This is a genomic window from uncultured Maribacter sp. (assembly GCF_963977385.1).
In the GTDB taxonomy this organism is placed as follows: domain Bacteria; phylum Bacteroidota; class Bacteroidia; order Flavobacteriales; family Flavobacteriaceae; genus Maribacter.
Map to the genome: position 1 here is coordinate 264269 of NZ_CAXBOU010000001.1, position 14370 is coordinate 278638.

General features: G+C 37.2%; 10 protein-coding genes. 7 read left to right on the forward strand and 3 right to left on the reverse strand.

What is annotated here, in order from left to right; genetic code table 11:
- Window positions 1–4: 4 nt before the first annotated feature.
- Both nirD and nirB read right to left on the reverse strand, forming a co-directional pair.
- Window positions 5–385 (reverse strand): nitrite reductase small subunit NirD, encoded by a 381-nt coding sequence (gene nirD / locus AAC084_RS01090; RefSeq protein WP_339835731.1) that lies wholly within the window; start codon window positions 383–385, stop codon window positions 5–7.
- 78 nt (window positions 386–463) lie between these two features.
- The gene (nirB, locus tag AAC084_RS01095) at window positions 464–2980 is read right to left on the reverse strand and encodes a nitrite reductase large subunit NirB (protein ID WP_339835734.1); all 2517 of its coding nucleotides are present in this window, start codon (window positions 2978–2980) and stop codon (window positions 464–466) included.
- A 123-nt stretch (window positions 2981–3103) separates the two neighbouring features.
- Between nirB and cobA the strand changes: the two genes are divergently transcribed.
- From cobA to AAC084_RS01130, 7 genes are all read left to right on the forward strand, one after another.
- Window positions 3104–3877 carry a uroporphyrinogen-III C-methyltransferase gene (gene cobA, locus AAC084_RS01100; RefSeq protein ID WP_339835738.1) on the forward strand — a complete coding sequence of 258 codons (774 nt, stop codon included), beginning with the start codon at window positions 3104–3106 and terminating at the stop codon, window positions 3875–3877.
- Window positions 3878–4128: 251 nt separating this feature from the next.
- Complete coding sequence (locus AAC084_RS01105) at window positions 4129–5541, forward strand: NarK family nitrate/nitrite MFS transporter (RefSeq protein WP_339835741.1); 1413 nt, start codon at window positions 4129–4131, stop codon at window positions 5539–5541.
- A gap of 91 nt (window positions 5542–5632) precedes the next feature.
- The gene (locus AAC084_RS01110; protein WP_339835744.1) at window positions 5633–6916 is read left to right on the forward strand and encodes an alginate export family protein; all 1284 of its coding nucleotides are present in this window, start codon (window positions 5633–5635) and stop codon (window positions 6914–6916) included.
- 115 nt (window positions 6917–7031) lie between these two features.
- Window positions 7032–7703 carry a response regulator transcription factor gene (locus AAC084_RS01115; RefSeq protein ID WP_339835747.1) on the forward strand — a complete coding sequence of 224 codons (672 nt, stop codon included), beginning with the start codon at window positions 7032–7034 and terminating at the stop codon, window positions 7701–7703.
- A 168-nt stretch (window positions 7704–7871) separates the two neighbouring features.
- On the forward strand, window positions 7872–11402 hold the full coding sequence (locus tag AAC084_RS01120; RefSeq protein ID WP_339835750.1) for a molybdopterin-dependent oxidoreductase: 3531 nt from the start codon (window positions 7872–7874) through the stop codon (window positions 11400–11402).
- A 10-nt stretch (window positions 11403–11412) separates the two neighbouring features.
- Window positions 11413–12846, forward strand: a complete 1434-nt coding sequence (locus tag AAC084_RS01125; RefSeq protein WP_339835752.1) for a rubredoxin — start codon at window positions 11413–11415, stop codon at window positions 12844–12846.
- A 116-nt stretch (window positions 12847–12962) separates the two neighbouring features.
- Window positions 12963–13088 carry a hypothetical protein gene (locus tag AAC084_RS01130; protein ID WP_339835755.1) on the forward strand — a complete coding sequence of 42 codons (126 nt, stop codon included), beginning with the start codon at window positions 12963–12965 and terminating at the stop codon, window positions 13086–13088.
- Between the two features lie 33 nt (window positions 13089–13121).
- Here AAC084_RS01130 and AAC084_RS01135 read toward each other — a convergent pair whose 3' ends face one another.
- The gene (locus AAC084_RS01135; RefSeq protein ID WP_339835758.1) at window positions 13122–14333 is read right to left on the reverse strand and encodes a Pycsar system effector family protein; all 1212 of its coding nucleotides are present in this window, start codon (window positions 14331–14333) and stop codon (window positions 13122–13124) included.
- Window positions 14334–14370 lie beyond the last annotated feature (37 nt).

A 14370-nucleotide genomic window follows, 5' to 3' on the forward strand; every position in this document is an offset into this window, starting at 1 on the left:
AAAGCTATTCAGAAAAGCCAACATACACAAAGCCATCTTCCACTTTTACAGGATAAGTGGCAATTGCCTCTAAAGAACCATTTAAGTTTTCGCCTGTTTTTAATGAAAAAGTGTTTTTGTGTAATGGGCATGCAACTTTTGCCTCCATATTCTCTTCCCCTATCATACCTCTAGAAAGCACCATTTCCATTTTATGAGGACAAAGATTTTGACAGGCATACCACGTTTTTTCTCTGGTAAAGTTGAAGACCGCAATTTGTTTGTCCTGGTATTTAATACAAGCTCCCCCATTTTTAGGAAATTTTGCTATAGGTGCCGCTTTGAACCAGACTTTTACATCACTTGTCTCTACACTTTCATAGGTGTTTAATACAGATATAGACATAATATTTATTTTACTTATTTAATATTTTAAAACTCACCATTGATTCATTTCTTACCATCAACCATCAACCATCAACCATTAAGCCCACTCCTTAGGCATTTTTTGGTCTCTAAGTGCTATAAATTCGATGTTGTTATCTGCTTCTTCAGAATTTACGAAATGGGTATATCGCTCTCTGATTTCTGGAGTTTCAACGGCTTCTTTCCATTCACATACATAAGAATCTACCAAGGCTTGCATTTCCGCATCTAATTCTTTAGCAATACCGAGTGAATCATTAATCACCACATTTTGTAAGTAGGTGACTCCACCTTCCAATTTTTCTAACCATGGTGCGGTACGTTGTAGAGGCGCAGCGGTTTTTATATAGAACATGATAAAACGATCAACATATTTTATTGCTGTTTCTTTATCTACTTTTTCTGCCAGTAAAATGGCGTGTTTTGGACTAGCGCCACCATTACCACCTACATACACATTCCATCCACCTTCAACGGCGATGAAGCCAAAATCTTTGCCACGCGCTTCTGCACATTCACGAATACAACCCGATACGCCTCCTTTAAATTTATGCGGAGAACGAATTCCCTTATATCTATTTTCTATTTCTATCGCAAAGCTGACACTCTCATCCATACCATACCTACACCATGTAGAACCCACACAACTTTTAACCGTTCGTAAAGATTTACCGTAGGCCTGCCCGGTTTCGAATCCTTCTTTTATGAGCTCTTCCCAGATAAGGGGAAGTTCATGCAGTTTTGCCCCGAACATGTCTATACGCTGACCACCAGTGATTTTTGTATATAAATCGTATTTCTGGGCAATTCTGCCCATGGCCATTAATTGTTTTGGAGTGATTTCCCCACCGGCTACGCGTGGCACGACTGAATAGGTTCCATTACGTTGAATATTTGCCAAGTAGCGATCATTACTGTCTTGAATAGATTCCTGTTTATTAGCAGTTTCATTATAGATACTGGCAAAAATGGCAGCTACAGCCGGTTTACATACCTCGCAACCATTACCGGCTCCAACTTCATCCAGCAAATCATCATAATCATCAATACCTCTTAATTTCACGATATCAAAAAGTTCTTGTCGTGAAAAGTCAAAATGTTCGCAAAGTCGGTCTTTTACGGTTTTGCCTAAAGTTTTTAAACTTTCCTTCACCAAATCGGCAACCATTGGTTTGCAACCACCACAACCCGTTGTTGCTTTAGTTGCTTTAGCCACAGATTTTACGGTTTCATTGCCATCTTCTAGTACGGAGCAACAAACAGCGCCTTTGGTAACCGCTTCGCAAGAACAAATAACAGCTGTATCGGGCAAGTCCATAGCGCTACCAAAAGCAGAGCCACCTTCACCACGAGAACCTACAATCAGCTCTTCTGCATTATCAGGCAAGGGCATATTATTAAGAAACATTTGGTGTAGAATACTATAATCTTCAGCATCTCCCACCATAATTCCTCCTAAAAGAGTTTTGCCATCATGACTAACATTTATCCTCTTATAAATACCCTTGGTCTTATTTTCATAAATTATAGAGAGTCCTTTGTTAGCAGGCATATAAGGGATGCCAAAACTTGCCACATCTACCCCAATTAACTTCAATTTGGTAGACATATCTATTTCAGATTTCATCACTACATCAGTTGAATTGAGAATTTGATTAACAGCAACTTCTGCCATTTCATATCCAGGAGCAACAAGTCCGTAAATCATTTGGTTATATAGTGCAACTTCACCAATAGCGTATATAGTTGGGTCAGACGTTTGCATTTTATTATTCACGATAATTCCGCCACGAATACCCATTTCTAAATTGCAGGTTTTTGCTAATTCATCTCTAGGTCGTATACCTGCTGATATTACGAGCATATCAACATCTAATGTGTCATCCTCCCCAAAATCCATTCCTGTAATGGCACCATTTCCCAATATGCTATTGGTTGCCTTACCGGTATGTATAGAAATGCCAATAGTTTCAAGGGTGAGTTGAAGCACATTGCTGCTTCTAGAATCTAATTGTCTGGGCATTAATTTAGGGGCAAATTCAACAACATGGGGTTCAAGGCCCATATCCATTACTGCTTTTCCAGCTTCAAGCCCTAAGAGTCCGCCGCCTAATATCGCTGCCTTTCCGTTAGATTTAGATTTTTTAATCTCTTCGGCATATGTTAACATATCTTCAAGGTCCTCTATGGTTCTATAAACGAACACACCTTTTTTTTCAACTCCTTTAATAGGAGGAACAAAAGGTGCCGAACCAGTCGCTAATACCAGATAGTCATAATTGAATTCCTTTTCACTAGCTGTGGTAATTGTTTTTTTAGTTCTATGAATGTCGGTTACCCTTTCATTAACAATAAGGTCTATATTATTATCGGCATACCAGTGTAAAGGAGCCAATTCTAAAGCCTTCGCATCTCTATTACCGAAAAATTCACTTAGATGCACACGATCATAGGCTACACGTGGCTCTTCACCAAATACGATAAGCTTGTATTGTTTGCTCTCTTCACGAGCTACAAACTTCTCACAGAATTTGTAGCCTACCATTCCATTTCCGACAACTAGTATAGTTTTCATACCCTTATAATTTATCTACGTAACAATATTACGTATTAATACGTATATAATATCTAATTATATTGAAAAAATTACGTATTATTGTTGCTGATTTGATAATTATTAATACTAAATCACACGAAAATGAAGTTGAATAAAAATGCAAAAGTATCCTTAGTTGGAGCAGGACCAGGAGCTGAAGACCTAATTACAGTAAGGGGTTTAAGAATTTTACAAAACGCAGATGTTATTCTATATGATGCATTAGTAAGCAAAGAACTATTATTACAAATACGTACTGATATACCTAAAGTATACATAGGTAAACGATGTGGTTTACACTCACATACGCAAGAAGAAATCAATGAACTCATCGTTACATATGCTTTTGAATTTGGACATGTAGTTCGATTAAAAGGAGGAGACCCTTTTGTATTTGGTAGAGCAAATGAAGAAATTGAATATGTAGAATCATTTGGTATACCTGTAAGTTTAGTGCCAGGTATTTCGAGTGCAATTGCCGTACCATCTAGTCAGGGGATACCCATGACAAAAAGAGGGGTTAGCAGTAGTTTTTGGGTGATGACCGCAACTAAAAGAGACGGTTCGTTTTCACAAGATTTAGTATATGCATCGAAATCATCAACCACAATGGTCATATTAATGGGGGTTCGAAAACTGAACCAAATAGTTGACGAGGTTATTAAGTACAGGGGTAAAATGACACCTATTGCTTTAATTCAAAATGGGACTACAGAAAATGAGCGCTGTATTGTGGCAACTTTAGAAACCATTAAAAAATATATAGAGGCTATTAGAATGGAACTGCCAGGTATAATTGTTATTGGCGATGTTGTTGCAGACCATCCTTCCTTTTTTGAAGAAGAAGTACAACGTGTTTTACACTCAGCATACTAGACCATAAGCGTTTTATTATTAGTAGTAGTATACTACGTATTTCAGGTTGACTTTGACCACTGCCGGAATGTTAGATATGTGAATTCTGCAAATTTTGGCAGTGATAATTCCGAATCATTTATTTTAAAGCACTTCAGATTCTAACTCAGATAAAAATACGTACTTAATCGTAAAAATTATTAAAACTAAGTATATATACGTATTTTAAATAGTAGGTTTGTACATCATAATTAATTAAAACCGTGTACATTATGGAAAATCAATCTAAAAAATCGACCACATTAAAGTTAACCAACTTAAAAAGTATGCCCATACGTACTTTTTGGATTACGTCTATCGCATTCTTTATATGCTTCTTTGCATGGTTTGGAATAGTACCTTTTATGCCAGATGTAGTGAAGGATTTAGGACTTTCTCCTGACCAAAAATGGAATTCCATTATACTGGCTGTAACCGGAACCGTATTTGCAAGATTACTTATCGGAAAATTGTGCGATAAATACGGACCACGATTATGCTATACCTATCTATTAATTTTAGGCGCAATACCCGTGATTCTAATAGGGTTTGTGCAAACTCCGACGCAATTTTTAATCTGTAGATTATTTATTGGTTTCATAGGAGCATCCTTTGTGATTACACAATTTCATACCTCTATTATGTTTGCGCCCAACATTGTGGGTACTGCAAATGCAACCTCTGCGGGCTGGGGAAATTTAGGAGGAGGCGCCAATCGTTTAGGTATGCCATTAATTGCGGCAGCGGTAGTTAGTTTTGGTGTTGCTGATGAAATTGCTTGGCGCTATTCTATGATAATAGCAGGCATAATTGCGATGCTTATGGGCGTAATTTATTTCTTCTTTACTCAAGACACTCCAGAAGGTAATTTTAAAGAATTAAAAGAGGCGGGTAAAATGCCAAAGTTTAAAAAGGATGAGGAGTCTTTTATGAGCGTGTTAAAAGATTACCGCGTTTGGATACTTTTCATTGTATATGCCGCATGTTTTGGAATGGAATTGACGGTTTATGGTACAATGGATGATTATTTGCAAAATACCTTTGGCCTTACGAGATCTACAGCTGGTAATTTGGTGCTATCGTTTGCACTGATGAATATTTTTGCCCGTACGTTAGGCGGTTTTTTTGGTGATCGTTTCGGAAAACTTAAAGGGCTGAGAGGTAGGGTAATCTTCTTGACGGTTATTTTAGCGCTTGAAGGGGCAATGTTATCTATTTTCTCACTTACGACCAGTTTCGCAATGGGAATTATCTTTCTAATCGCATTTAGTCTAACCGTTCAAATGGCAGAAGGCGCAACATTTTCTGTAGTTCCTTTTATCAATAAAAAAGCGATTGGTTCTATATCTGGAATCGTGGGAGCGGGTGGAAATGTGGGAGCATTTTTAGCAGCACTCTTTTTAAAATCAAAATCTGCGATGGCTGAAACTACCGCTTTAGCTGCCAACTCAAATTTAGGAGAAGAGGCTATGAAAGCAGCTCAAGCAGCTGCAGCTTCAAGCGCAGTATCAAGCGGATATTTTGTTATTGGAGGTTTGGTAGTGGTAAGTGCGCTTACAACATTGGCCATCAAGTTTTCTACGGCAGATGAAAAAGCGGTACAGGCAGAGCTTAAAAGAGAATTGTCATTTTCTACTGCGGAATAATTGCTAGAAACCCAATTTTAATTGGAAAACAATCAATTGTCCAATATTGGGCAGGTAATTTATTTCTCGATAACCTTAATCAATTCATCACATGAAAAATCAATATATAATAGTATTGCTTGCCGTACTATGCGTACAGTTTTCTGTTGCCCAATTTACTTTAGATGGTCAGTTTAGACCAAGAACAGAGTATAGGCATGGATATGGCAATGTAATACCCGACGCTGCAGATGCAGGTTTTGCCATATCAACCCGAGCACGTTTAAATGTATCTTACGATATCGATTCATATCTATTTTATTTGAGTTTTCAAGACGTAATGGTTTGGGGAGAAAACAGACAGATTTTACCCGATGACCAGAATGATTCATTTGCGGTGTTTGAGGCTTGGGCAGCTATTAATTTAGGCAAAGGCTGGTCGACAAAATTGGGCAGACAAGTTATATCGTATGATGACCAACGCATATTTGGGGGATTAGATTGGGCGCAGCAGGGTAGAAATCATGATGCTGGCCTTTTAAAGTATAAAAAGGAAAAATTCATGTTGGATGTTGGTCTTGCCTTCAGTCAAGATTTTGATAATCCTGCAGGGTTTCAATCCGTTGGAACGGCTTATAACACTACAGGATTTTTCACCTATAAAACAATGCAGTACCTGTATGCAAAACAGCAATGGACAGATTTTTCTGGAAGCATCCTAGCATTGAACAACGGATTTCAAAATTTCAACATCCTGGATGAAGCTGACGGAACGAGCAATCTACAGACCATAGGTGCGCATTTGGAATATAAAAAAGGAAGCTTCAATGCAAGTGCAAATGTATTCTTGCAAACAGGAGAACGACAAAATATTGTAAAAGTTGGCGGTGCTTATTTGATTGGTCTAGAGTTAGGTTACAAAGCTAGTGACAAGGTAGCTTTAGGTCTGGGAACGGAAATAATTAGTGGTAATAAGGCAGATACGACAGATAAAACGGAAGCATTCTTTCCGCTTTATGGTACCAATCATAAGTTCAATGGTTTTATGGATTATTTCTACGTAGGCAATCATGCAAACTCCGTTGGGTTGACCGATATTCATGCGAGTGCAAAATTTGATTTAGGTAAAAAATCTAGCTTACTGGTGAAAGTTCTGAATTTTAGTGGGCAGCAAGAATTAGCTAGTGGCGAAAAATCGTTAGGCACAGAATTGGATTTGGTATTTTCTAAATCATTCAATGGTTATGGTTTAGCTGTGGGATATTCTCAAATGTTTGCTTCAGATGGGATGTATGAATTGAAAGGTGTTACAGAAGAACTTGCAGCCAATAGTCAAAATTGGGCATGGGTTATGTTGACAATTAAGCCTAAGCTTTTTAGTTCGTCAAAAGAATAATTGATTTTTAACAATGCCTCGATAGGAGCTGTCTATACCTTTTTGTGGTACGGATGGCTCTTTTTCATTTTAAAATTATACGTAATTTAGCACGATACGTATAATTACCTATATTTTGAGTGAAGTAACAAGAATTGTATTGGCAGATGACCATGCCTTGGTTAGGGACGGAATCCGTTCTTTGTTGGAGAGCGAGGCCGATTTGAAAGTCATTGGTGAAGCATCAAATGGTCAAGAGGCGATTGAATTGGTTGAAAAGGTACAACCAGACTTGCTTATTATAGATATTAGAATGCCCGTTATGAATGGTATCGATGCTGTTGAAGCACTTACAAAGAGTAATACTCAGGTTAAATCTATAATTCTTTCAATGCACGATTCTGAAGAGTATATCTTAAAATCTATAAGCGCGGGTGCAAATGGGTATTTATTGAAAGATACCGATAAGACTGAATTTATAAAAGCTATACATACGGTTCGCGATGGTGGAAAATATTTTAGTGGAGATATTAGCAATGTTCTAGTGAACAATCTGTTGAGCACGAATAAGCCATTGGCTACAAAGGTGAATAAAAACGAAGTTGGTGACAATGTTTTTGATTTGACCAATAAGGAACTTATGGTATTGGAGCTTGTTCTTTCTGGGTTGACAAATCAACAGATTTCCGAAAAATTAAAGAATAGTAAGCGTACCATAGAAACGCACCGTTTTAATTTAATGCGTAAGATGGAGGTGAAGAATCTTATTGACCTCTCTAAAAAAGCACAAAAGCATAATTTGGTATAGAATATCGTCTACAATTCATTGCTTTTTGAATTAATCGTATCAATACGGGGTAATTATTCCTAATCCTGAGAAATTAGCCTATATCTTTTATTGAAAATTAACTACGTATTAATACGTATTTTTATAATTTGCAGTGTATAAATTTAGTTGTTCATCAACCTCCCTATTATGCAAAATAAAAAAACACATAAAACCATTTGTTCTTATTGCGGCGTTGGCTGCGGTATGTTGGTAAACGTTGATGCAAAGGGCACTATTTCGGTCGAAGGAAATCCTGATTATCCATCAAATAAGGGAATGTTGTGTACAAAGGGGCGTAATTTGAATTACGTAGCTCAAGATACTTCAGATCGCATTTTATATCCGGAGATGAAATGGAGCCGCAACCATCCTTTACAACGGGTTAGTTGGGATGCAGCTTTTGAACGTGCAGCAGCTGTTTTTAAGAGTATAATCGCTAAGTACGGCCCAGATAGTGTCGGTTTTTATGTTTCCGGGCAATGTTTGACCGAAGAGTATTATTTAATTAACAAGCTGACCAAAGGTTTTATTGGGACCAATAATATAGACACAAACTCTAGATTGTGTATGAGTTCTGCGGTGGTGGGATATAAAAAAACACTCGGCGAAGACTCGGTACCAATCTCGTATGAGGATATTGAATTGGCAGATTGCTTTTTAATAGCAGGTGCTAATCCGGCTTGGTGCCATCCTATTTTGTACCGTAGGTTAGAAAAGCATAAAGAAGAATATCCGCAAGTAAAAATAATTGTAGTCGATCCAAGAAAAACCCAAACCTGTGCGGCAGCAGATTTACACTTACAAATTTTACCAGGTACGGATGTTATTCTTTTCAATGCCATTGCACGTAGGCTGATTGAAAAAAGAAAAATCGATACAGCGTTCATTAAAAAACATACCGTAAATTTTGAAGCTTGTAAAGAAACGGCTTTCACGTTATCAATTAAAGAAGCTGCTAAAAAGTGTGGTATAGAATCTAGTGATATTAAAAAGGCTGCCGAGTATATTGGGAATGCCAAAAAGTTCATTAGTATGTGGACTATGGGGCTCAACCAAAGTGTTATCGGTGTCGCAAAGAATGTTTCGCTTTTAAACTTATCATTATTGACGGGCCAAATTGGGAAACCCGGTGCAGGGCCATTTTCGTTAACGGGCCAACCCAATGCCATGGGAGGTCGTGAAGTAGGTGGCATGGCTAGTTTATTGGCAGCGCATAAAGATTTAGCGAACCCAGTACACAGAAAAGAAGTATCAGATTTTTGGGGTAGTGGAGAAATTCAATCAGAGCCTGGCTATACCGCAACTGAAATGTTCGATGCGCTAGAAAATGGAAAACTAAAAGCAATCTGGATTATTTGTACCAACCCTGCAGTGAGTATGCCCAATGCCAATAAAGTTGAAAAAGCGTTAAAGAACGCAAAATTTGTTGTGGTACAGGACATTTCCCATAATTCTGAAACCACAAAATTTGCCGATCTTTTATTGCCGGCGGCTGGTTGGTTAGAGAAAGAAGGTACCATGACCAATTCTGAACGACGTATTAGTTACTTGCCCAAGGTAATAGATGCTCCTGGGGAAGCGTTGCCCGATGCTGAAATTATATGGCGATTTGCACAGGCAATGGGGTATCATGGTTTTGATTATAAAAATAGTAGTGAAGTATATGATGAGCATTGTTTGTTGACTAAGGGTACTGAAATTGACATTTCTGGGTTATCATATGAACGCCTTAAAAATGAAGGGAGCTTTCAATGGCCGGTTCCACATAATACACACCCCGGTACTCCACGCTTATTTATTGATCGTCAATTTTTCACTAACGATAAAAAAGCGCACTTTAATGCGCCTAGCACCTTATATAATAAATCTGAAGAAACAGATACAGCATATCCTTTAATTCTAAATTCAGGTAGGGTTCGCGACCAATGGCATACCCGCACCAAAACAGGAAAGGTAAAACGATTGCTTACCCATATTCCACAGCCGTATTTGGAAATGAATAAGGTAGATGCTTATTTAAGAAAGATTAGTGAAGGAGATATAGCGGTTGTAAAAAGCCGAAGGGGGCAGGTGCAGGTGAAGGTGCAGCTTAACTATGATATTCGTGAATCTGTTGTTTTTTTACCAATGCACTGGGGCAAAGTGTTGAACAATGATTTTGGTAGGGCGAACAACCTTACGAACGACTTGGTAGACCCTGTTTCTAAAGAACCGGATTTTAAATATTGCGCCGTTGAAGTCTCTAAGTTCGTAAAGGAAAAACAGAAGATAATTGTAATTGGGGCAGGAGCTGCTGCGTATCGATTTATACAATCGTATCGAGAAAAGAATACGACGGACTCCCTACATGTGTTTTCAAAAGAAAAAGACCCGTTTTACAATAGGGTCCTTTTGCCGGAATATGTGAGCAATGAACTTTCTTGGGAAGCTTTAGAGAAATTGAAAAAGGGAGAATTACAAAAACTGGAAGTTGAATTGCATTCGGGTATTGGTATCGACAATATAGATGCAGACAATAAGACGGCAGTAGATTCAAATGGTGTGCAGCATTCATATGATTTATTAATCATGGCGACGGGTAGTAGAGCATTTATACCAAGCGATGTTCAGATACAATTACCGGGCCGATTTACCATGCGCGAACGTGGCGATGCAGATAAACTAAGGAAGTACTTAATAGAAACCGGATTGCCGGCCCACGAACAAAATGTCGTTATCGTTGGTGGTGGATTATTAGGATTGGAACTTGCCGCAGCACTTAAAAAAATCAACATAAATATTAGTATTATTCAACGTGCGCCCCGTTTAATGGAGCGGCAATTAGATAATGTAGCCAGTCGCCTATTGGCCGAAGATGTAGTGGAAAGAGGTATAAATCTTTATTTTGATAATGAAGTAAGTACCGTTTTTGAAGATAGAGACGTAAAACACAGCCTTTCGGTCAACCTGAAAACGGGACGCACCATTCAATGTAATGCGATTGTATATGCCATTGGTACCCGGCCAAATATTGAATTGGCAAAGCATACAGGGATTAATACCCGAAGAGGGGTAGTGGTCAATTCTTATTTACAAAGTAGCGACCCTTCAATTTTTGCATTAGGGGAAATTGCGGAGTTCAATAATTCACTCTTTGGCATTACCTCAGCAGCCGAACAACAGGCCAATATTGCGGCAAATTATATACTTGGCGACTTTAGTAGCATATATAATGGTTCGGTATTAATGAACATTTTAAAGTTCGAAAATTTAGACCTTTGTAGTATAGGTATGGTTAACGCTCCAGTAGGTGACACATCGTACGAAGAAATAATTTTGATGGATGTAAGCAAGCGCTTTTATAAGAAGTGTATCGTAAAAGATGATACATTAAAAGGTGCTATTTTAATGGGTGATAAAAATGAGTTTGCCGAGTTTAAAAGGTTGATTGAGGAAGAAATAGAACTATCGGAAAAAAGAAATGAATTGTTGCGGGGAGCTTCTTCTTCTGTGCCGTTAAAAGGCAAGTTGGTATGTTCTTGTAGTCAGGTTGGAGAAGGTAATATCCAAGATGCTATACAAGGTGGGTGTACAAATTTCAATACGCTGTGTTCAGAAACAGGAGCTGGCTTAGGGTGTGGAAGTTGTAAGCCCGAAATAAAGGAATTATTGAAAAATCATATGGTTTTGACCAATTAAAATATCAGGTATGAACGACGATCTTCATAGAATATTGATTAAAGGCGGGGTGACCTCACCTGGTGAATTGAAAGATATAATTACGATGCTAGAGTCAGCAGGCCTTACAAGTGTTAACTTTGGGTCTAGACAAGATATTCTATTTCCGTTAAAAGATGCAAAAGAAGAACAACTAGAAAGTATCTCTAAGTTTAATACCGACATCATTGGCAATCGGTCTTATCAAAATATTGTAAGCTCGTATGTGTCTGCAGATATTTTTGATATGACCCATTGGTTAAAAGGCTCTACCTATCTCTATATACTTGAGGGGTTTGATTTTTTACCAAAATTGAAAATTAATATTACCGACCCTAAGCAGCGTTTGGTTCCTATTTTTAATGGCAACCTTAATTTTATAGCTTCTGATAATGAAGATTATTGGTATTTAAATATTAAGTTGCCACACTGGAAATCGTCTGCATTTTACCCGGTATTAATCTATAGTTGGGACATCAATTTAATCTCCAAACAAATTGAAGAAATACACGAGGATATATCTGATGTGGATGAGCTTTTTTTTGTGATGAATAAGAATCTTGAAACGAACAATAAAACCATTGAAAAAGAATTAAAGATTCCGTTTCAAACCTTTCCGTATTATGAAGGAATGAACAGGTTGGGTTCAGACTCCTATTGGTTGGGCCTGTATTGGAGAAACAATAAATACGACCTGTCTTTTTTGAAAGAATTCTGCGGTTTTTGTTTGGATAACAGTATTGGAAAAATTTGTATTACGCCTTGGAAATCGTTTGTTGTAAAAGGGATTAAAAAATCAAGCAGGCCAGAGCTGGAAAGATTTTTAGGAAAACGAGGTATTAACGTAAGACATTCACAGTTAGAAATGAATTGGCATGTGCCCATAGATGACGGTGAAGCATTGGAATTGAAGAAATTTTTGGTGCGTAGTTTTGACCAAAATGATATTAGCACTTACGGTCTCACATTTGGTATTAGCAATGAAGTGGGTAAACGCTCACACTTTGCCTCGGTGATTATTGAAAAGAACAGTTTACCCACTCTTGTTAAAGAATTTGAAGTAAGGCCTTCGTATAACGTATTGCATTTTGAGCATTTCGACCCCAATAGCCAGAACTATATAACGTATGCTCAGGACATTGATAAGATTGAATTACCAGGATTATTAATGGAATTAAGTAAAATGTATTTTGATCAATTGGGCAGGTCAGGTGATACTGAAGAAACCACGAGTGTTGAAATTATAGATGCAAAAACAACTTTATTTCAATGCCAAGATTGTTTTACGGTTTATGATGAGGCTTTTGGTGATGAAAGTTTACATATTTTGTCAGGAACAAAATTTCAGGATCTAGAAGATTATGAATGCCCTGTATGTTCAGCTCCAAAGAAGAGTTTTAAAGAAACTCAGATTCAGCTTTTCTAAGAAGTTCGATTAGTACGAACCAATTCTTAATACAGGTAACATAATCGTTAATCAAGTTAATACATGTGAGTTGTAGGTACTAAATTTGAATTTAGATAACCAAAATACTATTGCTCATGACCAGAGTTAACATTGATAAACAAGAAACGGAATCGTCAATTGTAAAAGCATTAAAGTTCACCATCGTTGTTGCTGTAATTGGTGTTCTATTATGTATAGTTTTTTTAGCTTTAGAACGATAAGGTTTTAACTTTTATAAATAATAAATTAGCCCACTAAGGCTGCATAACTGGTAGTTCCAATACACGGTCTGGCCCATAAAATTTTAGGGCAATACCAAATACAATAACTGATATTACCATACCAATCATAAAGATGGTGTACGTCCAACGAAGTAATCTGTACTTTCTTTCCAAAACAATTCCAAGAAAATAAAGGTCCTTCGTAAGAGAACTATAGATATAATCTTTATCCTTAATTAGCTCAGACATTGCCCATTCGTATTGAGACAATTTCATTTTATGAAAGTTACCAAAGAAAAGTAGGTTTACCTTTTTTGATTTCACTTCCTCTTCGGTAAACTGCCCAGAAGTAACATTAGGCTTAGTGGCTAAAATTGACATCACCATAGAAACGACACTAAAAAGTATAAATGTAAATGTTGGATAAATGAGATATTCGTTCGTCGGGTTATCTAACTTAGGTATAAGGTTGGCCAAGGCCATTGATATTATAATTGCATTGACCGATAGAAGAATGTTTGCTTTTGTATCAGCGATATCACTTAGTTTTAAGTGATTTTGTAACGTAACACGATATAAGGTTTGTATGCCCCTATCAGGCAGTTCTCCTTTAAACTGTGCTTTTAGACTTTCTTTCTTAACGAGGTCGTTGCTCTTCTTTTTTGCCTTAATGAGCCTTTTGATATTCTTGTCTTTTCCTTCTTGCCAATTTTCTAATGCATATTCGGTGTAAAAGCGATGTTCGGTTCTTAATATGCGAATATTTTCTTCTCTCCAGTCTGCAATTGAATACTTCTGTCTACCAATTGAGGCAAGTTCTTCGCGTTGTAATTCTGAGATTGCCATATAATTTTTAATAGCCAAATGCGAAGAGTCTGCATCGCAAATAATTTTCTCAAGGTGGTTCTTTGGCTCGTAATCTTTAACGGTGGCCATAATAAGTGCACATACACTATCTATAAATGATGGAGAACAATCATTTTTAGTCAAAAAATCTTTTACCAGTTCACAGCTGTGCTTTTCATGGTCATTGTAAGAAATCGTGTAACCAACATCATGAAACCACGCGGCAACCAAAAGTTGTTCAGCATTTTTTTCGTCAACTTTTTCACCCGTAATCAATTCTTTGGTACTATCAACTACATGTTGTGTATGCCTAAGATTATGATAAAGATAATTTGCGACAGAATCGGATGTCAATTTAATGGTAGCAAATTCTTCTGCTTTAGAAACTATAGTCGACATGTTTTTTGTTTAAAAATAACTCTTATGTTGAACAAAT

Coding starts and splice junctions, on each gene's coding strand:
- AAC084_RS01130 (WP_339835755.1), top strand. CDS start 12,963: ATGACCAGAGTTAACATTGATAAACAAGAAACGGAATCGTCAATTGTA.
- nirD (WP_339835731.1), bottom strand. CDS start 385: ATGTCTATATCTGTATTAAACACCTATGAAAGTGTAGAGACAAGTGAT.
- AAC084_RS01105 (WP_339835741.1), top strand. CDS start 4,129: ATGGAAAATCAATCTAAAAAATCGACCACATTAAAGTTAACCAACTTA.
- AAC084_RS01125 (WP_339835752.1), top strand. CDS start 11,413: ATGAACGACGATCTTCATAGAATATTGATTAAAGGCGGGGTGACCTCA.
- AAC084_RS01110 (WP_339835744.1), top strand. CDS start 5,633: ATGAAAAATCAATATATAATAGTATTGCTTGCCGTACTATGCGTACAG.
- nirB (WP_339835734.1), bottom strand. CDS start 2,980: ATGAAAACTATACTAGTTGTCGGAAATGGAATGGTAGGCTACAAATTC.
- AAC084_RS01120 (WP_339835750.1), top strand. CDS start 7,872: ATGCAAAATAAAAAAACACATAAAACCATTTGTTCTTATTGCGGCGTT.
- cobA (WP_339835738.1), top strand. CDS start 3,104: ATGAAGTTGAATAAAAATGCAAAAGTATCCTTAGTTGGAGCAGGACCA.
- AAC084_RS01135 (WP_339835758.1), bottom strand. CDS start 14,333: ATGTCGACTATAGTTTCTAAAGCAGAAGAATTTGCTACCATTAAATTG.